At 58.4% G+C, this 22,305-nt stretch carries 19 protein-coding genes and 1 tRNA gene; 11 read left to right on the forward strand and 9 right to left on the reverse strand.

The genetic code is table 11. The features are described 5' to 3' along the window. The first annotated feature begins 96 nt into the window (after positions 1 to 96). On the forward strand, positions 97 to 1,776 hold the full coding sequence (locus WFN61_RS18375) for an AsmA family protein (RefSeq protein ID WP_257758820.1): 1,680 nt from the start codon (positions 97 to 99) through the stop codon (positions 1,774 to 1,776). A gap of 11 nt (positions 1,777 to 1,787) precedes the next feature. Here WFN61_RS18375 and yicI read toward each other — a convergent pair whose 3' ends face one another. After that, on the reverse strand, positions 1,788 to 4,106 hold the full coding sequence (gene yicI / locus WFN61_RS18380; protein WP_337039055.1) for an alpha-xylosidase: 2,319 nt from the start codon (positions 4,104 to 4,106) through the stop codon (positions 1,788 to 1,790). Positions 4,107 to 4,118: 12 nt separating this feature from the next. Beyond that, positions 4,119 to 5,513: a glycoside-pentoside-hexuronide family transporter gene (locus WFN61_RS18385; protein WP_144818368.1), complete on the reverse strand. Its 1,395-nt coding sequence runs from the start codon at positions 5,511 to 5,513 to the stop codon at positions 4,119 to 4,121. Between the two features lie 287 nt (positions 5,514 to 5,800). Between WFN61_RS18385 and WFN61_RS18390 the strand changes: the two genes are divergently transcribed. Both WFN61_RS18390 and WFN61_RS18395 read left to right on the forward strand, forming a co-directional pair. Continuing rightward, positions 5,801 to 5,895, forward strand: a tRNA-Sec gene (locus WFN61_RS18390). A gap of 328 nt (positions 5,896 to 6,223) precedes the next feature. Then, a complete protein-coding gene (locus WFN61_RS18395) occupies positions 6,224 to 6,646 on the forward strand; it encodes a hypothetical protein (protein WP_312632899.1) in 423 nt (140 codons plus the stop codon). A 108-nt stretch (positions 6,647 to 6,754) separates the two neighbouring features. Here the strand turns inward: WFN61_RS18395 and WFN61_RS18400 are convergent, their stop codons facing one another. Together WFN61_RS18400 and bla are read right to left on the reverse strand one after the other, a co-directional pair. Then, positions 6,755 to 7,186, reverse strand: coding sequence for a hypothetical protein (locus tag WFN61_RS18400; protein WP_144818356.1), 432 nt, complete (start codon positions 7,184 to 7,186; stop codon positions 6,755 to 6,757). 43 nt (positions 7,187 to 7,229) lie between these two features. Beyond that, positions 7,230 to 8,084, reverse strand: a complete 855-nt coding sequence (gene bla / locus WFN61_RS18405) for a class A beta-lactamase (RefSeq protein WP_436880906.1) — start codon at positions 8,082 to 8,084, stop codon at positions 7,230 to 7,232. A 186-nt stretch (positions 8,085 to 8,270) separates the two neighbouring features. Between bla and WFN61_RS18410 the strand changes: the two genes are divergently transcribed. The 7 genes from WFN61_RS18410 to WFN61_RS18440 all read left to right on the forward strand — a co-directional run bounded on the left by WFN61_RS18410 (position 8,271) and on the right by WFN61_RS18440 (position 16,752). Next, entirely contained in the window at positions 8,271 to 8,624 is a 354-nt protein-coding gene (locus tag WFN61_RS18410) for a hypothetical protein (RefSeq protein ID WP_144818352.1), read from the forward strand. Positions 8,625 to 8,635: 11 nt separating this feature from the next. Beyond that, positions 8,636 to 9,037 (forward strand): hypothetical protein, encoded by a 402-nt coding sequence (locus tag WFN61_RS18415; RefSeq protein ID WP_337039059.1) that lies wholly within the window; start codon positions 8,636 to 8,638, stop codon positions 9,035 to 9,037. Positions 9,038 to 9,400: 363 nt separating this feature from the next. Then, the gene (locus WFN61_RS18420; protein ID WP_144818348.1) at positions 9,401 to 10,669 is read left to right on the forward strand and encodes an MFS transporter; all 1,269 of its coding nucleotides are present in this window, start codon (positions 9,401 to 9,403) and stop codon (positions 10,667 to 10,669) included. A 183-nt stretch (positions 10,670 to 10,852) separates the two neighbouring features. After that, positions 10,853 to 13,825: a formate dehydrogenase subunit alpha gene (fdhF, locus tag WFN61_RS18425; protein ID WP_337039061.1), complete on the forward strand. Its 2,973-nt coding sequence runs from the start codon at positions 10,853 to 10,855 to the stop codon at positions 13,823 to 13,825. After that, positions 13,825 to 14,322 carry a DUF1641 domain-containing protein gene (locus WFN61_RS18430; RefSeq protein WP_257758827.1) on the forward strand — a complete coding sequence of 166 codons (498 nt, stop codon included), beginning with the start codon at positions 13,825 to 13,827 and terminating at the stop codon, positions 14,320 to 14,322. The genes fdhF and WFN61_RS18430 overlap by 1 nt, the downstream gene beginning before the upstream one ends. 17 nt (positions 14,323 to 14,339) lie before the next feature. Continuing rightward, on the forward strand, positions 14,340 to 15,752 hold the full coding sequence (locus tag WFN61_RS18435; protein ID WP_312282870.1) for a cytochrome ubiquinol oxidase subunit I: 1,413 nt from the start codon (positions 14,340 to 14,342) through the stop codon (positions 15,750 to 15,752). After that, on the forward strand, positions 15,745 to 16,752 hold the full coding sequence (locus WFN61_RS18440) for a cytochrome d ubiquinol oxidase subunit II (RefSeq protein WP_312282871.1): 1,008 nt from the start codon (positions 15,745 to 15,747) through the stop codon (positions 16,750 to 16,752). The genes WFN61_RS18435 and WFN61_RS18440 overlap by 8 nt, the downstream gene beginning before the upstream one ends. Here WFN61_RS18440 and WFN61_RS18445 read toward each other — a convergent pair. From WFN61_RS18445 to WFN61_RS18465, 5 genes are all read right to left on the reverse strand, one after another. Beyond that, a complete protein-coding gene (locus tag WFN61_RS18445; protein WP_337039063.1) occupies positions 16,722 to 17,675 on the reverse strand; it encodes a GlxA family transcriptional regulator in 954 nt (317 codons plus the stop codon). The two genes, WFN61_RS18440 and WFN61_RS18445, sit on opposite strands and share 31 nt — an antisense overlap. A gap of 26 nt (positions 17,676 to 17,701) precedes the next feature. After that, positions 17,702 to 18,892, reverse strand: a complete 1,191-nt coding sequence (locus WFN61_RS18450; protein ID WP_337039064.1) for an MFS transporter — start codon at positions 18,890 to 18,892, stop codon at positions 17,702 to 17,704. Positions 18,893 to 18,927: 35 nt separating this feature from the next. Continuing rightward, positions 18,928 to 19,689 carry an SDR family oxidoreductase gene (locus WFN61_RS18455; protein ID WP_337039065.1) on the reverse strand — a complete coding sequence of 254 codons (762 nt, stop codon included), beginning with the start codon at positions 19,687 to 19,689 and terminating at the stop codon, positions 18,928 to 18,930. Between the two features lie 97 nt (positions 19,690 to 19,786). Further along, positions 19,787 to 20,695 carry a LysR family transcriptional regulator gene (locus tag WFN61_RS18460; protein WP_312177124.1) on the reverse strand — a complete coding sequence of 303 codons (909 nt, stop codon included), beginning with the start codon at positions 20,693 to 20,695 and terminating at the stop codon, positions 19,787 to 19,789. Then, on the reverse strand, positions 20,692 to 21,606 hold the full coding sequence (locus WFN61_RS18465) for an AraC family transcriptional regulator (RefSeq protein WP_144818331.1): 915 nt from the start codon (positions 21,604 to 21,606) through the stop codon (positions 20,692 to 20,694). Before WFN61_RS18465 ends, WFN61_RS18460 begins: the two co-directional genes overlap by 4 nt. A 122-nt stretch (positions 21,607 to 21,728) precedes the next feature. Between WFN61_RS18465 and WFN61_RS18470 the strand changes: the two genes are divergently transcribed. Continuing rightward, positions 21,729 to 22,262 carry a carboxymuconolactone decarboxylase family protein gene (locus tag WFN61_RS18470; protein WP_144818329.1) on the forward strand — a complete coding sequence of 178 codons (534 nt, stop codon included), beginning with the start codon at positions 21,729 to 21,731 and terminating at the stop codon, positions 22,260 to 22,262. Positions 22,263 to 22,305: the final 43 nt, after the last annotated feature.

Genomic DNA, 22,305 nt, shown 5'->3' on the forward strand with positions numbered 1-22,305 from the left:
CCTGCTGCCGCCGTAACACTGTCTCACCATTCCTTCCTTGAGCATTGCGCACAAATCGTGCATAAACTCCTTGTATGCTCATCGGGAAGGAAGACCATGAAACTGATTGGAAAAATGCTGCTCTACATCGCGATCGCCCTGCTGCTGGCGATTGTGGCCTGCTATTTTCTGGTTCAGACGCGCTGGGGTGCAACGCAGGTTGGTAAATGGGTTAGCAGTAACACCGACTATCACCTCGCCTTTGACGCCGCCGATCACCGCTTCTCCTCGCCTTCCCATCTGCTGCTCAAGAACGTCAACTTTGGTCGTAAAGGTCAGCCCGCGACGCTGGAAGCGAAGAGCGTGGACATCGGCTTTAGCAGCCGCCAGTTCACCGATCCGCTGCACGCGGACACTATTTTGCTCCAGGAGGGAACGCTCAACCTCTCGCCCGCCACCGCGCCGCTGCCGCTCAAGGCCGACCGCCTGCAGCTGAGCGATATGGCCTTTAACAGTCCGGCCACCGGCTGGGATCTTAGCGCCCAGCGGGTAACCGGTGGTATTACCCCCTGGGAGCCGATAGCGGGCAACGTGATGGGCAGCAAAGCACAGATCCAGTTCAGCGCTGGCTCGATGACGCTGAACGGCGTCCCCGTCAGCAACGTGCTGATTCAGGGCAGTATTGATAATAGCGACGTGACCCTAAGCACTATTGGCGCAGATATGGCGCGTGGATCGCTCACCGGTACGGCCCGCCGCACCGCCGACGGGGGCTGGATTGTCGATAGCCTGCGCCTGAACGACATTCGTCTACAGAGCGATAAATCCCTGACCGATTTCTTCGCCCCGCTGACTACCCTGCCCTCGCTGCAGATTGGCCGCCTTGAAGTCACCGATGCCCGCCTGCAGGGACCGGACTGGGCAGTGACCGATCTCGACCTCAGCGCTCGCGGCCTGACCCTGACGCGGGGCGACTGGCAGAGCGAGGATGGCCGACTCTCGATGAACGCCAGCGAGTTTATCTTTGGTTCGCTGCACCTCTTCGATCCGATTTTTAACGCCGAATTCTCTCCGCAAGGCATGGCGCTGCGCCAGTTCACCTCCCGCTGGGAGGGTGGCATGGTGCGTACCTCGGGCAACTGGCTGCGGGACGGCAAAGCGCTGGTGCTGGACGACACGGCGCTGGCAGGTCTGGAATATACCCTGCCCGCTAACTGGAAACGGCTGTGGATGGATCAACTCCCGAGCTGGCTGAACAGCGTAACGCTGAAAAGGTTTAGCGCCAGCCGTAACCTGGTGATCGACATCGATCCTGCGTTCCCGTGGCAGATCACCGCTCTGGATGGCTACGGTGCGAACCTACAGCTGGCGCGGGATCGCCAGTGGGGCGTGTGGGGTGGCAGCGCCAAGCTCAACGCCGCCGCCGCGACCTTTAACCGCGTCGACGTTCGTCGTCCCTCGCTGGCGCTGGCCGCCGACCGTAGTACGGTCAACATCAGCGAGCTGAGCGCCTTCACAGGCGAGGGTCTGCTGGAAGGCACCGCCACCGTCTCACAGGGGCCAGAGCGGCAGGTGAACGTTAACCTCAATGGGCGCGGCATTCCGCTCAGCATATTGCAGCAGTGGGGCTGGCCTGCTCTGCCCCTCTCCGGCGGCGGTAATATCCAGCTCACCGCCACTGGCAGGGTCAACGCTGAGGCACCGCTGAAGCCAACCGTGAACGGCGAGCTGAAAGCGATCAACGTGATGAAGCAGCAGCTTACTCAGACGATGCGCAACGGCGAAATCGTGCAGTAAGCTTGCCGGGCCTACAGCTCGATGGTGAGGGTGCTCCCCTCGGCGCTCACCACCACGCCCCACTCGCTGCCAGCCGATGTGCCGCCTTGCACGCCGCCAATCTGCTGCACGTTGCGCAGGCAAAGCGTCCAGCGCTGTGCCTCGCCAGATCCCACTACGTGCAGCGTATTGCCCTCGCGCGTCGCCTTCAGGGTAAACACCACCGCGCCGTCGTTACCCGGCACCTCGCAGATGGCCTCATGCCCCTCCTCCAGGGCAAAGAGCTGGAAGGCGGTGCCCTCATGCCACGCATAGTCCGGCCGCTGGTCATTGCTTCCCAGCGCCAGCAGCGTGTTGCTGCGTACATAGACCGGCAGGCTCATAAAGTCGTGCTGCTGTCTGTGCCAGCGGCTGCCCTGTAGCTCATCGTTGCGCCACAGGTGCGTCCAGCGCCCCTCCGGCAGGTAGAACTGCACGTCACCCGCCTCGGAGAAGACCGGTGCGACCAGCACGGCGTCGCCGAGCATATACTGGCGGTCAAGGTAGTCGCAGGCGAGATCGTCCGGGAACTCCAGCATCATCGCCCGCAGCATCGGGGTACCCTGCTCACGGGCCAGCGCCGCCTGGCGATAGAGATAGGGCATCATGCGGCACTTCAGCTGGGTAAAGTGGCGTACCACATCGCAGGACTCTTCGTCATAGGCCCAGGGCACGCGATAGGATTTGCTGCCGTGCAGGCGGCTATGGCTGGAGAGCAGCCCGAACGCGCACCAGCGTTTATAGACATGCGCCGGGGCAGTATTCTCAAAACCGCCGATGTCGTGGCTCCAGAAACCAAACCCGGAGAGGCCAATCGATAGCCCGCCGCGCAGGCTTTCCGCCATCGACTCGTAGTTGGCATAGCAGTCGCCGCCCCAGTGCACCGGGAACTGTTGCGCCCCGACTGAAGCAGAGCGAGCAAACAGCACCGCCTCGCGCTCGCCCACCGTCTCTTTCAGCACGTTCCACACCAGTTCGTTGTAGATATAGGCATAGTGGTTGTGCATTTTCTGCGGATCGGATCCGTCGAACCACTGTACGTCGGTAGGGATCCGTTCACCAAAGTCGGTCTTGAAGCAGTCGACGCCGATCGCCACCAGCTTCTTCAGCTCGTCGGCGTACCAACGGCAGGCTTCGGGATTGGTAAAGTCATAGATAGCCAGCCCCGGCTGCCACTTGTCCCACTGCCAGAGCGAGCCATCAGGGCGTTTGAGCAGGTAGCCTTTTTCCTTCAGCTCCTTAAAGCGCGGGGACTTCTGACCGATGTAAGGATTGATCCAGACGCAGATTTTCAACCCTTTCGCCTTCAGGCGGCGGATCATCCCCTCTGGATCCGGGAAGGTCACCGGGTCCCACTCAAAATCGCACCACTGGAAGGCTTTCATCCAGAAGCAGTCGAAATGAAAGACGTGCAGAGGCAGATTGCGCTCGGCCATGCCGTCGATAAAGCTGTTTACCGTGGCCTCATCGTAGTTAGTGGTAAACGAGGTGGTGAGCCAGAGACCAAACGACCATGCAGGCGGCAGCGCCGGGCGGCCGGAGAGCTGCGTGTAGCGGTTAAGCACCTCTTTCGGCGTTGGGCCGTCGATCACGAAGTACTCAAGGTGCTCACCCTCAACGCTGAACTGCACCTTCGACACCTTCTCCGATCCCACCTCAAAGGAGACGCATTCGGGATGGTTCACCAGCACGCCGTAGCCGCGATTGGTGAGGTAGAAGGGGATATTCTTGTACGACTGCTCGGTACTGGTGCCGCCGTCTCGGTTCCAGGTCTCCACCGTTTGGCCGTTGCGCACCAGGGCGGTAAAGCGCTCGCCCAGGCCATAGACAGCCTCTCCCACGCCCAGATCCAGTCGCTCGAAAAGGTAGTTTTTACCGTGATGCGCATCCTGCACGTAACCGCTGTTCTTCAGCTGGCTGCCGGTGATCCGCACCCCGTTACGGAGAAAATCCAGCGACCAGGTTTCGCCTTTAGTGACCCGCGCGGTGAGATTGCCGGAGGTCAGGGATGCGAACGCCTCGCTGTTTTGCAGCTCGATCTCTACGTCTGACTGAAGGTTCAGCGGGTAGTGCGGGCCGTTATCCAACGCGCCCTGGAAGTGCTCCATCCGCACGCCGATCACGCCCTCCTGCGGCGAGAAGAGGCGCAGGGTAAAGAGTGGCGTATCCAGCTGCCACGTCCGCTCACGGACGTCACGCGGGGCGGCGTGGATCAACAGCTCGTTGCCCTGCTGCTCCACGTCAAAGACCTGCACGGGAGAGATCACGTTAAGGCCGGGTTGAATAAGCCAGTTTCCATCACTGATTTTCATGGTCTGTTCCTTTTAATGCGTTAATTCTTTGCCGATCGATTCCTGGTCAAACTCCTGCTGGTTGCGGCGTGCGCCCACGGCGAGCTGCTGCATCATGGCGGTCAGGAAAGGGGTCTTCAGGGTGTAGAAGCGTTTGGCAATAATGGCGCTCAGCAGATAGCAGACCGCCGGGACAAGGGTAAAGAGGGCAATAATAATGGTGATGGTGGTGCCGTTCTGCGCTTTTGCCGCCGCATCGTAGCCGCCGCCCGCCAGCGCCCAGCCGATCATCGCTCCGCCGAGGGCCAGGCCCAGCTTCAGCACGAACAGCGTGCCGGCGAAGCTGATCCCGGTCAGGCGTTTACCGTTGCACCACTCGCCGTAGTCGACGGTGTCGGACATCATGACCCACTGGATCGGCGTTACCAGCTGATGCAGAACGCCAATCACGAAGATAAAACCAAACATAGTCAGGCTGGCGCTCATCGGCACAAAGAACATCGCTACGCTCAGCACCGCCAGCGCCGCGTTGGTCCACCAGAAGACGCTGACCTTGCACTTCCAGTCGGTGAGCGGCTTCGCCAGCGCGCTGCCGATCAGGTTGCCGACGCAGTAGGTGGTAAGGAAGGCAACGAACGTCTCCGGCTGGCCGAGGATCCAGGTGACGTAGTACATCATCGCCCCGCCGCGCACGCAGACCGCGAGGATGTTTAGCAGCGTCAGGAAACCGACGATGCGCCACTGGTCGTTGTTCCAGATATCGCGCAGGTCTTCCCGCATCGGGGTAGTGCTCGGCGGCACCTGGATACGTTCGCGGGTGGTAAAGAAGCAGAAGGCGAGCATCAGGAACGCCACCACCGAGAGCACCGCGATGCCCCCCTGGAAGCCCAGCGCTTTATCATCCCCGCCGATGAGATGCACCAGCGGCATCATCAGCACCGTGGAGAGCATGCCGCCCGCCGTTGCCAGCACGAAGCGCCAGGACTGGAGCGAGATGCGCTGAGTGGGGTCATTAGTGATCACCCCGCCGAGGGCGCAGTAGGGGATATTAACCACGGTGTAGAGCAGCGTTAGCAGCGTGTAGGTCACGGCGGCGTAGATCAGCTTGCCGTTATGGCTGAGGTCCGGCGTGGTGTAGGCGAGCACGCAGACGACACCGAAGGGGATAGCGCCGAACAAAATCCACGGGCGGAACTTGCCCCAGCGGCTGCGGGTACGGTCAGCAATGAGTCCCATGCAGGGGTCGGAGATAGCGTCCAGCGCGCGGGCCAGCAGGAACATGGTGCCAACAAAGCCAGCGGGAATACCAAAGATGTCAGTGTAGAAAAACATCATGTACAGCATGACGTTATCGAAGATGATATGGCTGGCGGCGTCGCCCATGCCGTAGCCTATCTTCTCCTTCACAGAGATAATCTGACTGTTCATTCCTCTTATCCTTCAGTAACAAAGCGTTCTGAGACCGGTTAAAGCCGTTGTAAACCATCCCTCCTGGCGCGGGTATTCCGTTTTCTGGTTATCAAATTACGATTCTTGTTTTCTGTGATCCCGGTAGGCTAAACCGGCGGGTTTGTTTGTAACTTTCGGAAACTATAGGGTTTTAACCAAAATGGAGGGTGGCAACGAAACGGGACAGTGAAAAAAGCGCTAATAGATGTGTGTAAAGGCGGGAAAGTAGCTATAATGCGCCCGCCTCCATGTAGCAATGCAGGCGCGGAAGATCGTCGTCTCCGGTGAGGCGGCTGGACTTCAAATCCAGTTGGGACCGCCAGCGGCCCCGGGCAGGTTCGACTCCTGTGATCTTCCGCCAAAATTCCTTCGCTTCCTTCTGGTAAATCTTATATCTTAATTAGATATAGTTAATCCCTTACCTGTAACATTTTTATCACTTTTTCTTGGCTTTATGGTAAAGCATTTGCTCTATATTTGAGTTTACACATATGGCATTTTAAGTGCAGACAAATCAAATAAAAAGCAGATAAACTTTATCACCATCTATTTCTTCCTCACTGAAAACCAGGGATAAAGAGTTTTTTCGTGAAAACTATTTGCCCTTTTAATGACTGGAAATCAGGAAATGTTGGTATCTCATCACGCGATGGAAGTTTTATAGAGTTTAAAAAGGGAGCACCAATAATATGAAAACATCTACCAAGATTTTACTCATAGCTCTGATCGCTATTGTTGTAGGTTTAGTTTACGTGTGGCCCTACGTTAAAATGGATTTTGCTGAAAGTGCTAACTATACAGAGCAGGACAAAAGACAATACGAATTTTTCACTCCTGATCTTTTAAAAAAATTACCGCGTGTATCTGAAACATATCAGTTCGGCTACTCTAACGTTTCCGGGCCGGATCTGCTTATTTATGATGTAAAGTTTTATGGTACATCCGATATCAGCAGGATTGATACTTATCTTGCAGAAAATGGATATACCCGTCTTGGTGTCTGTGATATTGAGGGTGAATGCTGGCAGGGGAAAGATCCGAAAATAACAGTATCAGTCGGTGTCGTGCCGAAGCCGGAAACGATTGTTGTATCGGTGGTAGAGAAGCCATAATGAGAAGTATGGACGGATGTAAATAACTATTATCACGATACGCCAGTAAGTTACTGGCGTTGTTAACCTGCGCGATTAATTTCCTGATGGAGTACTTTAAACCGTCTGTTAATCATTTGAAAAATCAGTTACTACCTGTACCAAGATCGTTTTTTCGCCATTAAGCATACCTACATAAACGGTTTCCTGCTTGTCAGAACCTCGCCAGCATGAGGCGTCTATATCACATTCCTTCTGCTTTTTATAACCAATGGATTCCAGATATGAATCAATTTTACTGACATCACTGGTACCATAGAATTTTACTGCATGTACATGTTTAGCTGGCCCAGTGATATTAGCAAAATCAAATTCATAGCGGCCAGAAATGCGCGGCATCTTTTTTAGTATTTCTGGCGTATAAAAAAGGTATTCTCTTGCATTCTGCTCGGTATACGTTGCACTCCCAGCAAACTCCATCTTAATGTATGGCGTGGCATATATCAGTACGCCGCCAACCAACACGACGGCAAGACCCATAATCTTCAATTTCTTATGCATGCGGCAGCGTACCTCCTTTCGCGTTATCTCTCTTACTTCCCGATCACCGAAACACCCGCTCCCCAATCCTTTTAATCACCCCGTCGCTCACCTTCATTTCGGCATCAGTCTGAGTAATGTAGATCGCCATATAGACAGGTTGTGCCCCCTTGGGATACACCGCAGCAATAATCGCCCTTGAGCCGTAGCCGCCTGCACCCGTTTTATCCGCGATGGCCCAGCCCTCGGGCAGAGCGGCGCGCAGCAGGTTGTCGGCCACCTTGTCATCCCGCATCCACTGCTCCAGCATCTCCCGGTGCGGCGCAGTTAAACGCGGCGTCGCCAGCAGCGTATGCAGCCCGGATGCCATACGTTCCGGCGTGGAGGTATCGCGCGCATCCCCTGGCGTGGCCTCATTGAGCGTCGGCTCGGTGCGATCCAGTCGAGTAACGTCGTCGCCACTCTCACGCATAAAACGCGTTATTGCATCAGGACCGCCAAGGTAAGCCAGAATGCTGTTGCCAGCGGTATTATCGCTATAGCTCACCGCCGCCGAACACAGGGTTTGCAGCGTAATGGCCGCCGGAGCAACGTAGTTTTTGGTGATCGGAGAGTAGCTCAGCAGCTCGTCAGGTTTAATGGTGACCGTCTCATCCAGCAAGCCAGCGGTCTTGTGCAGACGATCAAGTAGCGCGGCGCAGGCGAGAACTTTAAAAGTGCTGGTTAACGGGAAGCGTTCGCTCTGGCGATAGCCAAAAATCGGCTGGCCGTCGGCGTTGAAGATGGACATGCCAATCTTACCCGGCAACCGTGTCTCCTCCTGCTTCAGGAAGGCCTGTAGCCCTTCAGTGTTGATTGCATGAGCCGACTGGCACAGCGCGAAAAGAAGAAACAGTACCCCGCCGATAGTGCGCTTCACATCAGAACTCCTTACCGTCACTCGCTATGCCATGACATTACCATACTTCGCCTCACGCTACGGTAGCGCGACGGTGGAGTGTGAGAGATGAAACTACGAGGCTCATTTTGGCCATATACAATCTATATAGAAAATATCACACTTCTGTTATATACTTTCTATATAGTCACAAGAGAGAGGTAAATCATGGCTCCTGGTTCTGCAACTAACGCGATTGCGACCGCTAAACGCCGTCCACGCAACGTTAAAAGCAAGGCGGAAACCCCTGCACCGGCTGCGCCGAAAAAGTTCCTTTTCCAGCTGCGCGCACGTGACAACGAGTACGGCGTAAGCGAAGAAACCTTCACTCGCCTTATGGAGGCGCTGGAGCTTAACCAGACTGAACTCGTTCATAAAGCGTTGCGCTACCTGGCACACGACGTATTACCGGCTTACGAACTGGATAACGGCCCGCTGACCGACAAACAGCACGCCACCATTACCCGACTGTCTGGCATGGAAATCACAGACGAAGACCTGGATTCGCCATTATTTAAATAAGCAGGAAGCATATGGCTCATAACTTTAATCCTTTACCGGCAGCTGGAGATATTCTCTGGTGCAAATTTCCTCATGATGAGGACTTAGGCAACCCGGGGCCATATCCGCGTCTTGGGCTTGTCCTGAACGTGTTTACCGACCTTCACGCGGTGCTTATCACCTATGGAACGTCTCAGATCGGTAAAGTTTACGACGGTGAGTTTGTCATTGATGACCAACTGGATACGGCCGGACTAGAAGTTCCGACTAAGTTCGATCTGAACAGGCTTCAAAAACTGCCTTTTAACGACGTGTGGTTTCATTCATCACCTGGCGTCACGGTCACAATCCCACTACCGAAAATGGGTATCATCCCGCCGACGTTTATGCCCATCATGCGCGCCGCATGGATAAAACGCTCTGCTAAAAAGTAGCCCTGCCAGATGATTTTATATCCGCCTTTGGCGATAGAGTCTTCACTCTCTCTTACGCCGGGTGGCGGCTTCGCATTACCCGACCTACCGCTTGCCTACCTCTAAAGTGTGATGCCGATCACACACCAAAACGCCTCTGGCACGACTTGCCGCCTAAATTGAGTTAGATCACAAAAAATAGTGAAACAACGGTTCATCATGCCTGCGAAGTGTGAGCAAGATAACAAATACAAGCCCAGGACCGGGCGCTGATAACTCACCGACGCTCTATGTAGCGCCGCGTTTCCTCTCTATCTCTATTCGATTTTTTGCCTGCTGCCTTGCAGCGGTCAGCCAGTCTATTGCATTAAAAAAGAGGTATGTATGCGCAAAACAGGTCATATGCGCTGGTTTATGGTTTCGCTGGTGACGCTCGGTACCGTTCTTTGCTATTTAACCAGAAACACCATTTCGGCGGCGGCCCCCACGCTACAAAACGATCTGCACATCACTACGCAGCAATACTCCTGGATTATTGCTACCTTCTCCGCCTGCTATACCATTGCTCAGCCAATCGCAGGGTATATCCTGGATTCACTCGGCACCAAAATGGGCTACACCATCTTTGGCGTGCTGTGGGGCGTGTTCTGCATCGGCGCATCGTTCTCTACCAGCTGGACGGGGCTGGCGTTCTTCCGCGGTCTCGGCGGTTTTGCCGAAAGCGCGATGATCCCCGCCGGACTGAAAGCGGTGACCGAGTGGTTCCCGGATCGCGAGCGCTCGGTGGCGGTGGGCTACTTTAACGTTGGCTCCTCTATTGGCGCAGTGATTGCGCCTCCGCTGGTGGCCTGGGCGATCTTTATGCGCGACTGGCGGCTGGCCTTTATCATTGTCGGCGTCTCCAGCGTGCTGTGGGCGGTGGGCTGGTACTTCACCTATAACCGTCCGGCAAAGGCTAAATCCCTCTCCAAAGAAGAGTACCTCTACATCACCGGTGGACAGCCGGAGAAGGAGCATGTGGAGAAGGTGCGCATTGGCCATCTGCTGAAACAGCGTAAGTTCTGGGGCATCGCGCTGCCGCGCTTTTTAGCCGAACCAGCATGGGGAACCTTTAACGCCTGGATCCCGCTGTTTATGGTACACACCTACGGCTTTAGCCTGAAGGATATCGCCATGTTTGCCTGGATCCCAATGCTGTTTGCCGACGTAGGCTGCATCGTGGGCGGCTATCTGCCGGGAATGTTCCAGAAACTGTTCGGCGTTAACATTATCGTCTCCCGTAAACTGGTGGTGACGATGGGCGCAGCGCTGATGATCCTGCCCGGCCTGGTAGGGCTGTTCGGCAGCCCGATGGTGGCGATTGGTCTGCTGTGCGTCGGTGGGTTTGCCCATCAGTCGCTCTCCGGAGCGCTGATTACCCTCTCTTCAGATATGTTTGACTCCAACGAAGTAGCGACCGCTAACGGCTTTACCGGCATGGCGGCCTGGACGGCGAGCACCCTGTTTGCCCTGGTGGTGGGCGCGCTGGCCGATACCGTCGGCTTTAGCCCCCTGTTTGCCGTGCTCTCCGGCTTCGACGTGGTCGGCGCTATCCTGCTGTGGGTGCTGCTCAAAACGCCTGCTCAAACGCTGATCCCACAAGAAACGTTCTGACTAAAAATGCGCCACCTGTAGCGGCAGGTGGCGCCGTCAGGAAAACCTCCCTCGCCTGGCGATCCCTCTTAACCATAGCTACCTTTAAACGACAATAACGAAGGCGCGTCCTGCGGGAAAAGACGCCTTCACTCTGCTGCGGTGCGGTTTGCCGATAGCGATTGGCAAGGTTGAGGAAGTAAAATGAGCGAACCCCTGTGTACCCTGTTTTACGACGGGAGGCCGGTTACTGGCCCGTCGAACGTCCCGCTAATCGATTTTCTGACCGCGGGCGGCCTGAAACTGCCCCATGTCTGCTATCACCCCTCTCTAGAACCCATGCAAACCTGCGACGTCTGCTGGGTGGAGTACAATGGCGAACTGGTGCGCGGCTGTACGCTTAAAAGCGCCGAAGGCATGGAGATAGTCAGCCGCACGCCGCTTGCCGAGGCGGCACAGCACGAAGGAATGGACCGCCTGCTGGCGAAGCATGAGCTCTACTGCACCGTCTGCGAACACAATACTGGCGACTGCACGCTGCACAACACCATGGCGGATATGCATATCCCCATTCAGCGCTATGAATACCAGCGCAAGCCCTACGTGAAAGATCACTCCAACCCGTTCTACACCTACGATCCCGACCAGTGCATTCTCTGCGGCCGCTGCGTAGAGGCGTGCCAGAACGTAGAAGTGAACGAAACGCTAAGCATCGACTACACCATGGAACACCCGCGCGTGCTGTGGGATGGCGGCGAAACCATCGCCGGATCGAGCTGCGTTAGCTGCGGCCACTGCGTCACCGTCTGCCCCTGCAATGCGCTGCTTGAGAAAACCATGCAGCCGGACGCCGGGCCGTTTACCAGCATGAAACAGTCGCTTAAGCGGCCCATGATCGATCTGGTGAAGGCGGTAGAAAACAGCACCGGCGCGGAAATCGTCACCGGTATTTCGGTGATGGACATGCACTGGCGTCAGCCGGAGATCAAGCGCACCAAAACCGTCTGCACCTATTGCGGCGTAGGCTGTAGCTTTGAGATCTGGACCCGCGACCGTCACGTGCTAAAAGTGCAGCCGATGGCCGAGGCCCCCGCCAACGGCATCTCTACCTGCGTTAAGGGCAAGTTTGCCTGGGATTTTATTAACGATAAAGAGCGTCTCACCACGCCGCTTATTCGTGAAAACGACCGCTTTCGCGAAGCGAGCTGGGACGAAGCGCTGGAGCTGGTGGCGCGCCGCCTGCTGCATATTCGTGACCAGCACGGCCCGCAGAGCATCGGCTTTATCGGCTCCAGCAAAGGCAGCAACGAAGAGGCCTACCTGACGCAGAAGATCGCTCGCCTAATTATCGGCACCAACAGCGTGGATAACTCCTCCCGCTACTGTCAGAACCCTGCTACCCAAGGGTTATTCCGCACCGTAGGCTACGGCGGCGACGCGGGCACGATAGAGGATCTGCAGAAGGCGGACCTGGTTATCATCGTCGGCAGCAATACAGCTGAAAACCACCCGGTTATCGCCGCAAAGCTAAAAGCAGCGAAAAAGCATCACGGCCAGAAGCTGCTGGTCGTCGACCCGCGCCGTCATGAGATGGCCGAGCGCGCCGACCTGCACCTGCGCGCCCGTTCCGGCACTGACATGGTATGGGCCTCGGCGATGGCCCGCTATATGTTTGATAACGGCTATGCCGACGAGGCGTTTCTGGCTGAGCGGGTCAACCAGGTGGAGGAGTATCGCCAGTCGCTGGCGCCCTTCACGCTGGAATTCGCAGCGGAGATCACGGGGCTTGCCGTTGAAGAACTCACTGCCGCCGCCGAGCTGATCGGCAAGGCAAGCGCCGTCTGCATCGTCTGGGCGATGGGTATTACCCAGCACAGCCACGGTGCCGATGCCAGCACCGCGCTCTCTAACCTGCTGCTGGTGACCGGCAACTATGGCCGGCCCGGCACCGGCGGCTACCCGATGCGCGGCCACAACAACGTGCAGGGGGCAAGCGACTTCGGCTGCCTGAAAGATTACTACCCCGGCTACGAGTCGGTAACCGATGAGAGCGTGCGCGAGAAGTGGGCGCGCGCCTGGGGCGTCGAGCCGGAGCGGCTGTCGCTGGAGGCGGGCTCGGATAACTTCGAGATGGTTCAACACGCGCGCACGAAACAAATTCGCGCCATGTATGTGATTGGCGAAGAGACCTCCTTTGCCGACGCCGACACCACCAGCGTTCACGAGGGTTTTACCAACCTCGATTTTCTGGTGGTGCAGGATCTCTTCTTTAGCCGCACGGCGCAGTTCGCCGACGTAGTGCTGCCAGCCTGCCCCAGCGTGGAAAAAGAGGGCACCTACGTCAACACCGAGCGGCGCATTCAGCGCTTTTACGAGGCGCTGAAGCCGCTTGGTGATAGTCGACCGGACTGGCGCATTCTCACCGAGCTTGCCGCCCGTATGGGACACGACTGGGGCTATACGCACCCGTCGCAGATTATGGCCGAAGCGGCGCGCATCGCCACCCTTTTCGCCGGCGTGAGCTATGAGCGGCTGGAGGGGTGGAATTCGCAGCTCTGGCCGGTGAAGCCCGATGGCGAGAGCACGCCACTGCTGTATACCGACGGTTTTAAATTTCCCGACAAGCGCGCTGTGCTTTACCCGCTTGCGTGGCAGCCGCCGCAGGAAGTCCCCGATCAGCAGTATGACCTGACGCTCAACAACGGCCGCATGCTGGAGCATTTCCAGGCAACCAACCAGAGCGGGCGCGGTGGGCGCACGACCTCCCTGTCACCGGACTGGTTTGTGGAAATTAGCCCTGAGCTTGCCGCCGAGCGTGGCCTTGCAGAGGGCGACTGGGTGCAACTCACCTCGCGGCGCGGCTCGCTCGAAGTGCCCGTGGTCGTCACCGATCGCGTGGCGGGCGGCACGCTGTTTATCTCTATTCACCAGGGCAAGCCGGGCATTAACCTGTTGACGGGCGAACATCACGACCCGGACGTCAACACCCCGGCCTATAAAGAGATCGCTATCCGGCTGGAGAAGCTTTCACGCGAGCCGCACCCTTCCCCACTGCCGCGGCACAACTTCCGCTACGGCAATCGCACGCCGATACCGCACGTGCAGGTTGAGGAGAAGTGGCAGCGCGACGACTATCGTCTACCGCCTGAACAGGCCCCGCATCCGGAGAAATTTTAATGGCTAAAGCGATTGATTATCAGGTGGAGCCGCCAGTCATCGGCCCCACCGCCGAGGAAGAACTACAGCGTCTGCTGCAGACGCTGCATGAGCATGGCGTGCTGCGCCTGGCCAATGACATGGTGGCCAGCAACAACGACTGGCTCAAGGTGATTGTCGACGGCCTGAGCCGCAAAGGCTCGCTGAACGTTATTCAGAATATCTCCGTGCTGCTGATGGCGCTCTCTACCATCCCGCCGGAGCGCATGTACAAGCTCGCCTTCGGCCTGCGGGATTTTATGGCCGAACTGAGCCGCGAAGGCCATGAGGAAGAGCAGTCGCAAAGCGCGAACGGCAGTGCACCGGGGGCGCGCGGTGCCTGGAAAATGCTGCATGACGACGAGCTCTGGCACTCTCTCATGCCGCTGCTTAACGGCATGAAGGCCTTTTCGCGCCGGATGGAGGAGGAGGTGGACAAGCCCATCTCCTCGTTTAGCGGCAAACCCAGCGACGCTTAAGCTTCCGTGGAGGACGCATGTTAAGCCAGGAGACGGCTTTGTGGCTGGCACGCAGTCAGTTCGCCTTTACCATCGGCTTTCACATTGTGCTGGCGGCCTTCACCATCGGCCTCGCCCAGTGGCTGATGCTGCTGGAGGGGCTATGGCTGTGGCGTAAACAGCGCGTTTATCGCAATCTCTACAAATACTGGAGCAAGGTATTCGCGCTGAACGTCGCGGTGGGCGTGGTAACCGGCGTGCTGATGGAGTTTCAGTTCGGCACCAACTGGGGCGCGCTGGCAAACCGTGCCGGTGCAGTCATGGGGCCGATGATGTACATGGAGGTGCTGGTCGCCTTTTTCCTTGAAGCTGGCTTTATGGGGGTGGTGCTCTTCGGTATGGGCAAGGTGCGCCCCTGGGTGCACTTTTTCGCCACCTGCATGGTGGCCGTCGGGTCGATCTTCAGCGCCTTCTGGATCCTCTCCGCTAACTCCTGGATGCAGACGCCCGCGGGTTTTATCACCGGGGCGGATGGCCGTTTTCAGCCCCTCGACTGGTGGGCGGTGATCTTTAACCCCTCTTTCCCCTGGCGTTTTGTCCACATGACGCTGGCGGCGATGCTTGCCACCGCCTGCCTTGTCGCCGCCGCAGGAGCCTGGCACCTGCTAAGACGTCCGGATAACCGTGGCGCGCGGCTTATGTTCTCCTGGGGCCTGTGGCTGCTGCTGGTCATCACCCCGATTCAGGTGGTGGTAGGCGATCTGCATGGTGAAAACACGCGCGACCATCAGCCGGTGAAGCTGGCGGCAATGGAAGGTAGCTGGAACCCACCGCCGCCCGGCGAAGGCGAGCCGCTGCGGCTTTTCGCCATTCCGGATATGCAGGCGCAGCGCAACCACTTTGAACTGGCTATTCCAAATATCGGCTCGCTCTACCTGCGCCACAACCTCACCGGCACCATTCACAGCCTGAACCAGTATCCGCGCGATGAACGTCCCTGGGTGCCCGGCGTGTTCTTTGCGTTTCGCGCGATGGTAGGGCTTGGGCTGCTGATGCTCTTTTTCGGCGCGGCCGGGCTGATCGCGCGCCTGCGCGGCAGGCTATGGACTTCTCAAAAACTACAACGCGGCATGGTATGGATGGCGCCAGCGGGCTTTTTCGCCATGCTCGCCGGGTGGTTTGTGACCGAGACCGGACGCCAACCCTGGACGGTTTACGGCGTGCTGCGCACCGCACACAGCGTTTCCCCTGTTGCTCCCTCGCTGGTGCTGACCTCGTTTTTTGCCATTCTGATCGTGTATCTGCTTATCTTTGCCATCGGGCTGTGGTTTTTGCTGCGTCTGCTTGGCAGGCCGCCGTCGCACGATGAAAGAGAGCCGAATGCGGAAGTGGCGGAGCAGACCGGACGCGGTATCACGCCGCAGAGTATAAGGGGACGCTACGATGCTTGAGGCCATCCTTTCTATGCCACCGTTAACGCTGCTTAGTGCCATCGCTCTGGCCTTCGGTGTGCTGGTTTACGTGGTGCTGGACGGCACCGATCTCGGCGTCGGCCTCCTCGCGCCGTTTCAGCCGCCGCAGGCGCGCCAGCAGATGAACATCTCTCTTCTGCCGGTATGGGACGGGAACGAAACCTGGCTGGTGCTGACCGCAGGCGCGATGCTGGCGCTTTTCCCGGTCGCCTTCAGCATCCTTTACAGCGCCCTCTATCTACCGGTCTATATCATGCTGCTGGCGCTGATCGTGCGCGGCATGGCGATAGAGTTCCGTCATCAGCACCCGGCGCTGTTCGACGCGCTGTTTATCGGCGGCTCCTGGATGGTATCGCTGAGCCAGGGTGCGACAATGGGGGCATGGATTGAGGGAGTAGCGCATAACGGCGAACAGTTCACCGGTGGCCCTCTGGCGTGGCTTTCACCGTTTTCGCTCTACTGCGCGGTTTCACTCACCGTGGGGTATGCGCTGCTCGGTGCCTGCTGGCTGGTGTGGCGCTGCGAAGGCAAGCTGGCCGCATGGAGCCGACGCCAGGCGATACGGCTGGCGCTGTTTACCACCGCGCTGCTGGCCGGGCTGGTTATCTGGACAACGCAGCTTCATGAGAATTATCGGCTACATTTGCTGGCATGGCGCTACAGCGGGCCGCTGGCGCTTATCGCCCTGCTGGCGCTGGCGGGATTTATCCTCGCGCTACGCCACAAACGTGAATTCTTGCCGCTGGCTATGGCGCTCACGCTCTTTTGCGCCGCGTTTGGGGCCATGCTGCTGGCGGTGTTTCCGTTCATTCTGCCGCCCGGCCTGCTGCTGACCCAGGCCGCCGCCCCGCCCGCCACGCAAAAGCTGATGCTTATCGCCTTCGGCACATTTGTACCGATTACGCTTCTCTACAATAGCTGGGGCTTCTGGATCTTCCGCGGAAAAATTCACGCCGCCCGCGATGCGGATCGCCCCTGACGCAGCGCCTGCGGCGGCACGCCGTAGCCGCGAACGAAAACTTCGCGCATATGGCGACGGTCGCGAAAGCCAGACTCCCGGGCGATAGCATCGAGGGTTAAACGACCCTGCTCGATCATCAGTCGGGCCGCCTCAAGGCGCAGCCCCTCAATCGCCTTGGCGGGAGATTTACCTGTCTCGGCGCGAAACAGACGCGTCAGCTGACGGGCGCTGAGATGCACGGCATCCGCTAAATCATCCACCGTCAGCGGCTTGCGCAGGTTGTTACGAGCATACTCCAGCGCACTTTGCAGCCGGTCAGAGCGGGGAGCCAGGGCCAGCATCTCCGAGTGCTGGGTTTGACCGCCGGAGCGGCGCTGGTTCATCACCAGCCGGTGCGCCACGCCACGGGCCACGTCTGCCCCTAAATCTTTCTCTACCATTCCCAGCGCCATATCCAGTCCGGCGGTGAGACCCGCCGAGGTCCAGAACGCCTCATCGATAATAAAGATGCAGTCATCATCAAGCTGCACGGCCGGATGCAGCCGCTTCATGCTGGGAGCATGCGCCCAGTGGGTGGTGGCGCGGCGTCTCTCCAGCAGGCCCGCCTGGGCCAGCACGAACGCACCGGTACATATGCCTGCAACTCGCCGCGCCTGATGGGCGGAGGTCTGGAGAAAAGCGATAAGACCCGGCGTGGCAGGCTGCTCGGTAGGCATCAGTACGCCCGCCAGCAGCCAGGTGTCCATCTGCACCTCAGCGGATAACGGCGCACTATCGACGCCAATACCCGACGATGAGCGCACCGTTCCTCCATGTTCGGAATAGACCGCCGTCTGGTAGAAACTCTCCCCCGCCACAATATTGGCAAACTCAAAAACGGTGAGCGTTGAGAGGGCCAGCATCTGAAAATTATCGGAAATAATTAAACCAATCCTGTGCATCGTGTCACCTTACCGAGAATGAAAATTCAGACGTTTACCGCCTGGCGGGGCTGCGCGCGAAAATGCTCTGAGAGCCAAAGACTTACCAGTGCCAGCAGCAGAAAGAGTATTGCGCTGACCATTACGCCATAAAAGCCATAGAGCGGATAGATCCACGCGGCGACGGCGGAGCCAAAACCTATCCCACAGAACATAAATGCGCTGGTCAGGGCCAGAGAGATGCCCCGTGTCTGCGGATCGGCTATCTCCACGATCCTGCGCTGCTGCGTGGGCCACAGCAGGTCGGTGGCAAAGGCCCAGAACACCAGCGCAATATAGAGCAGCGCGAGCTTGCCCGTCAGTAGAGTTATGACCACCATATCCGCTATCAGTAGCACGATGCCAGCGCTCAACAGGCGCTCAGCGCTATAGATCCTGGCAGCCCGCGAGACATACAGGTTTCCAAGGATCCCTGCCACGCCAATTACCGCCAGCGCAACCGACACGCTGCTGCTGCTCCCATGCCAGGTATCACGCACAATCGGCGAGATAAAAGCGTACATGTCGTAGACGCCGGCGGTAATAAAAAACACAACCAGAAACGCCATCAGAGCTTTCGGCTGCGCCAGTACCTGCCCGACCTGGCGCAGACGTACATTCACCCCGGCAACGCTGTTCGGCACGCTCAGCATAATATTGATGACCGACAATGCGCTCATTATGCCAACAAGGGTAAACAGCATTCGCGCTCCCAGCAGGTTTGCAGCCCAGGCCGCCAGCGGAATGCCGACCATACTGGCCATCGACACGCCCAGCAGGATCGTGGCGATGGCGCTACCCCGCTCCTTCTCTTTAACCAACTCCGAGCCGAGCGCCACCAGCACCGGTCCGATCAGCGATGCGCCGAGGCCCATCACTACCCGCGAGAGTAGCAGCTCGCGGTAGCTCGGGGCGAGGGCAAACAGAAATGCCCCCAAACCAAAGACAATCATCCCGACAACCACCTGCTGGCGACGCCTGACGTGGCCGAAAAAGACCTGTGCCAGCGGGGCACCCACGGCAAAGGTAAGACCGAAAATGGCCAGCAGGCGAGCGCTCTGGGCATCGGTCAGTCCCCAGGCGTGGGAAATCGGTCCAAGGCTCCCCGCCACGGAGAGCGCTCCGGTCGCCTGCACAAAATAGGCCAGGCTTAGAGCCCAAAGCGCCCGGCGCTGGGATAGGGTAATGTCAGTTTTCATCGCCTTGATCTCTTCAGGCCGGAGCCAGCCAGCGGTTACGCAACGGGGATTGGATTCTCAACCATCGCCTGGTTGAACTGGTTCACTACCGTGTGCTCATTCGCCCCTGGATTGGCGCGGGCAGGCAGCACGCGGTCAACGATAGCCTCGATATTATCCGTACCCAGTTTCTCGAACGTCTCACTGATGAAAGCATCCAGCGGCATGGCCCGGTCGTCACCGCTGCGGTAGATCAGATCGGTATCGACCCACGGCGGGGAGATCTCAATTACCTTCACGCCGGTATCACGCAGCAGGAAGCGCTGGGAGAGCGTGTAGGAGTGGATCGCCGCCTTGGTGGCAGAGTAGAGCGCGTTACTCGCCAACGGGATAAAGGCGAGGATGGAGCTGTTGTTGATCAGCACCGCATCCGGCTGCTTTTTCAGATGCTCGATAAATGCTGAGGTAACGCGTACCGGCCCCAGCAGGTTGGTATTGAGCAACGAGACGGCCATCGCGTCATCCTGCACGCCAGCGGCGTTATCAAAAGGCATGATACCCGCGTTGTTGATGACGACGTTCAACGTCGGGTAGCGAGACAGTACGCTCTCGGCCGCCGCCTGAACGCTTGCCGCATCGGTAACGTCCAGCACTACCGAATCCATCCCCGGGTTGGCAGCGGTGACGCTATCGAGCAGCGCTTTGCGGCGACCGGAGATGATCACCTGGTTGCCCAGCCTGTGGAACTGCTCAGCCATCGCCCGGCCAATGCCAGAGGTGCCGCCAGTGATAAAAACAGTGTTATGGGTCAGCTTCATGATGTTCACCTTGTGTTATTGGGTTGGTGAAATCATCTTATGCCCTTTCGTGATGTCTTAAATGACGTAGAGGGTAGTGATTCAGGACATCTTCGTGTCAGGGTAGCAGTTGGGTAATCGCGGTCAGATGTGTTCGCAGCGTGCTGTGTAGCTGGCGAATAGCCGGAGAGAACTGTTTGCGGTGCGGGCAGATGAGATTCAACGGCGCGGCCTCCCCTGGGTGCGTGGGCAGCAGTATCTCCAGCCGTCCGGCCTGCACGTCGGCGCTGATGTCTATCCACGATTTATAGACAATGCCCATGCCCTCTACGGCCCAGCGTCGTGCTACGTCGGCGTCGTCACAGAGTAGGCGGCTTTTGACCGTTAGCTGGCGGCGGGCGCCGTTCTCAGGGAAGCTCCACTTGTCGTAGACGTGGCTGTTCATGGTAAACAGCAGGCAGTGGTGCTGCGTCACCTCGTCAAGGCTGGCGGGCCGACCGTACTTTTCAAGGTAGGCCGGGGAAGCGGCCAGCACGCGACGGTTGTTCTCTGCTAGCGGCAGCGCCACGTAGCTGCTGTTATCCAGCACGCCGTAGCGAATGGCAACGTCTATCGGATCGCGAAAGACATCGCTGACCTGATCGGAGAGAGAGAGCCGCAGCGTGATTTTCGGGTGCTGGTCGCAGAAGCGGGTGATCGGCGGCAGCAGGACGTTGCGCCCGATATCCGACGGCATCGCTACCTTCAGCTCGCCCTGTAGCTCGTCATTACCGCTGTGCAGACTCTCCTCACCGGCCTGCATCACGGCCAGCAGCTCCTGGGCGAACGGCAGATACGTCTCCCCCTCTGCCGTTAGCCGCAGGCTGCGGGTAGAGCGGGCGAAGAGGCGCTTATCGAGATCGCGCTCCAGCCGGTGAACGGCAGCGCTTACCTGACCCGGGAGCAGATCGGCCTCCCGTGCGGCGTTGGAGAAACTTCCCAGCGCCGCCGCGCGCACAAACAGCGTCACATCTTCAAGGCGAATCATGCTTTTGTTCTCTTTCGATACTGGCCTGGAGTCATACCATACAGGCGCTTAAAGGCCTGTGTAAACGAGGCCAGTGACAGAAACCCGCAGCGTCCGGCGACCGCATCCACGGTTGACTGCTTCTCCTCCAGCAACAGGCGCGAGGCGAGGGCCAGGCGCAGCTGGGAGAGCCAGGCCTGGGGCGTCTGGTGATAGCTGCGGGCAAAGTGGCGGGCAAAGGTGGCGCGGGATAAGAAGCAGCGCTCGGCCATGATCTCCATTGTCCATGGGTGGGCCGGATCGGCCAATACCGCCAGCAGCGCCGGGGCCAGCCGTTTATCACTCATCAGGCGCAGCAGCCCGGCAGGAGGTTCATGCAGGGAGAGTAAAATCCGCATCAGCAACGCCAGCAGCGTCGCGGCCAGGCTTTTGACAATCGTGGCCGCGCCCGGCTGCGGGGTCAGGCTCTCCCGTACCAGCATCGTCAGCAGGAGCTCCAGCTCCGGACAATCTTCGCGATCGTGGGTTTGCAGATGGATCAGCGCCGCGTTTTCGGCAAAGAGCCAGCTATACCCCGGCCCAAAATGGAACTCGCCGCACAGCACCTCTACCGCAGGACCCGGCCCGCGGGTCTCTACTTCGGTTAGCGTGCCGTTATGGCGCTTCGCCACGGGTGCGACCTGCCCCCACTCCACCAGCCCCTGCAGCAGATGCGGCGATCCGTGGGGCAGCAGAAGAATATCTCCGGCGCGCACGTCAAGGGTCCTGCCCGCCATCACCAGCCGGGCTTCGCCACGCAGAATGACGTGCCAGGGTACGGTGCCAGCGGCAAGCTGCGGATGGTCGGCCTCCCAGCGCCCGGCAAAGCGGCAGTGCAGGTTAACGGCGCACGCCGGGGCCAGCATAGCAAGCAGTTGGCTAAGGCTATCCATAACTTCTCCTGAGACGACAGGACAAAAAATCGAGACGATAAGCGGCAATGGCCCTGCCGCGGACGCCCTATTATGAGTCCATCGCCGATACGGCGGAACCCATAAACTGACAGGAGAAGATCATGAGCCGTTTAACCACCATCCAGCCCGATAGCGCCACTGGCCAGACTGCTGAACTCTTTAGCGCCATTAAACGTGCGATGGGCAAAGTGCCCAACGCCTACCAGACCATCGGCAACGCGCCGGATATGCTCGCCCAGGCGTTGCAGCACAATGCCACACTGGCGAAAAGCAGTCTGAACAAACGCGAGCTGGAGGCAATTAACCTTGCCGTCAGCGAAGCCTCTGGCTGTGACTACTGCCTGGCAGCCCATACCCTGACCGGCAAGATGGCGGGTTACAGCGTTGAGCAGACCGAGCAGCTGCGCCGGGCCGACTATCCGGAAGATGCGCACATTGATGCCTTGGTGAAATTTGTGAAAGTGCTGGTGACGACGCGCGGCACGCTGTCGGAGGAGACCGTTACTCGCTTCCGCGACGCGGGCTTTAGCGATCGTCAGGTCGTGGAGACCATCAGCGCGGTCAGCGCCATTCTGTTCACCAATATGATTAACCGGGTGAACGACACCGTCGTGGATTTCCCGAAGGTGAACTAAGCAAAATGCCGGGCGGCACTGCGTTTGCCCGGCTTCTCCGACC

The sequence above is a fragment of the Pseudescherichia sp. AS216 genome, from assembly GCF_037152055.1.
GTDB lineage: Bacteria > Pseudomonadota > Gammaproteobacteria > Enterobacterales > Enterobacteriaceae > Pseudescherichia.

Coding starts and splice junctions, on each gene's coding strand:
- WFN61_RS18375 (WP_257758820.1), top strand. CDS start 97: ATGAAACTGATTGGAAAAATGCTGCTCTACATCGCGATCGCCCTGCTG.
- yicI (WP_337039055.1), bottom strand. CDS start 4,106: ATGAAAATCAGTGATGGAAACTGGCTTATTCAACCCGGCCTTAACGTG.
- WFN61_RS18385 (WP_144818368.1), bottom strand. CDS start 5,513: ATGAACAGTCAGATTATCTCTGTGAAGGAGAAGATAGGCTACGGCATG.
- WFN61_RS18395 (WP_312632899.1), top strand. CDS start 6,224: ATGAAAACATCTACCAAGATTTTACTCATAGCTCTGATCGCTATTGTT.
- WFN61_RS18400 (WP_144818356.1), bottom strand. CDS start 7,186: ATGCATAAGAAATTGAAGATTATGGGTCTTGCCGTCGTGTTGGTTGGC.
- WFN61_RS18410 (WP_144818352.1), top strand. CDS start 8,271: ATGGCTCCTGGTTCTGCAACTAACGCGATTGCGACCGCTAAACGCCGT.
- WFN61_RS18415 (WP_337039059.1), top strand. CDS start 8,636: ATGGCTCATAACTTTAATCCTTTACCGGCAGCTGGAGATATTCTCTGG.
- WFN61_RS18420 (WP_144818348.1), top strand. CDS start 9,401: ATGCGCAAAACAGGTCATATGCGCTGGTTTATGGTTTCGCTGGTGACG.
- fdhF (WP_337039061.1), top strand. CDS start 10,853: ATGAGCGAACCCCTGTGTACCCTGTTTTACGACGGGAGGCCGGTTACT.
- WFN61_RS18430 (WP_257758827.1), top strand. CDS start 13,825: ATGGCTAAAGCGATTGATTATCAGGTGGAGCCGCCAGTCATCGGCCCC.
- WFN61_RS18435 (WP_312282870.1), top strand. CDS start 14,340: ATGTTAAGCCAGGAGACGGCTTTGTGGCTGGCACGCAGTCAGTTCGCC.
- WFN61_RS18440 (WP_312282871.1), top strand. CDS start 15,745: ATGCTTGAGGCCATCCTTTCTATGCCACCGTTAACGCTGCTTAGTGCC.
- WFN61_RS18445 (WP_337039063.1), bottom strand. CDS start 17,675: ATGCACAGGATTGGTTTAATTATTTCCGATAATTTTCAGATGCTGGCC.
- WFN61_RS18450 (WP_337039064.1), bottom strand. CDS start 18,892: ATGAAAACTGACATTACCCTATCCCAGCGCCGGGCGCTTTGGGCTCTA.
- WFN61_RS18455 (WP_337039065.1), bottom strand. CDS start 19,689: ATGAAGCTGACCCATAACACTGTTTTTATCACTGGCGGCACCTCTGGC.
- WFN61_RS18460 (WP_312177124.1), bottom strand. CDS start 20,695: ATGATTCGCCTTGAAGATGTGACGCTGTTTGTGCGCGCGGCGGCGCTG.
- WFN61_RS18465 (WP_144818331.1), bottom strand. CDS start 21,606: ATGGATAGCCTTAGCCAACTGCTTGCTATGCTGGCCCCGGCGTGCGCC.
- WFN61_RS18470 (WP_144818329.1), top strand. CDS start 21,729: ATGAGCCGTTTAACCACCATCCAGCCCGATAGCGCCACTGGCCAGACT.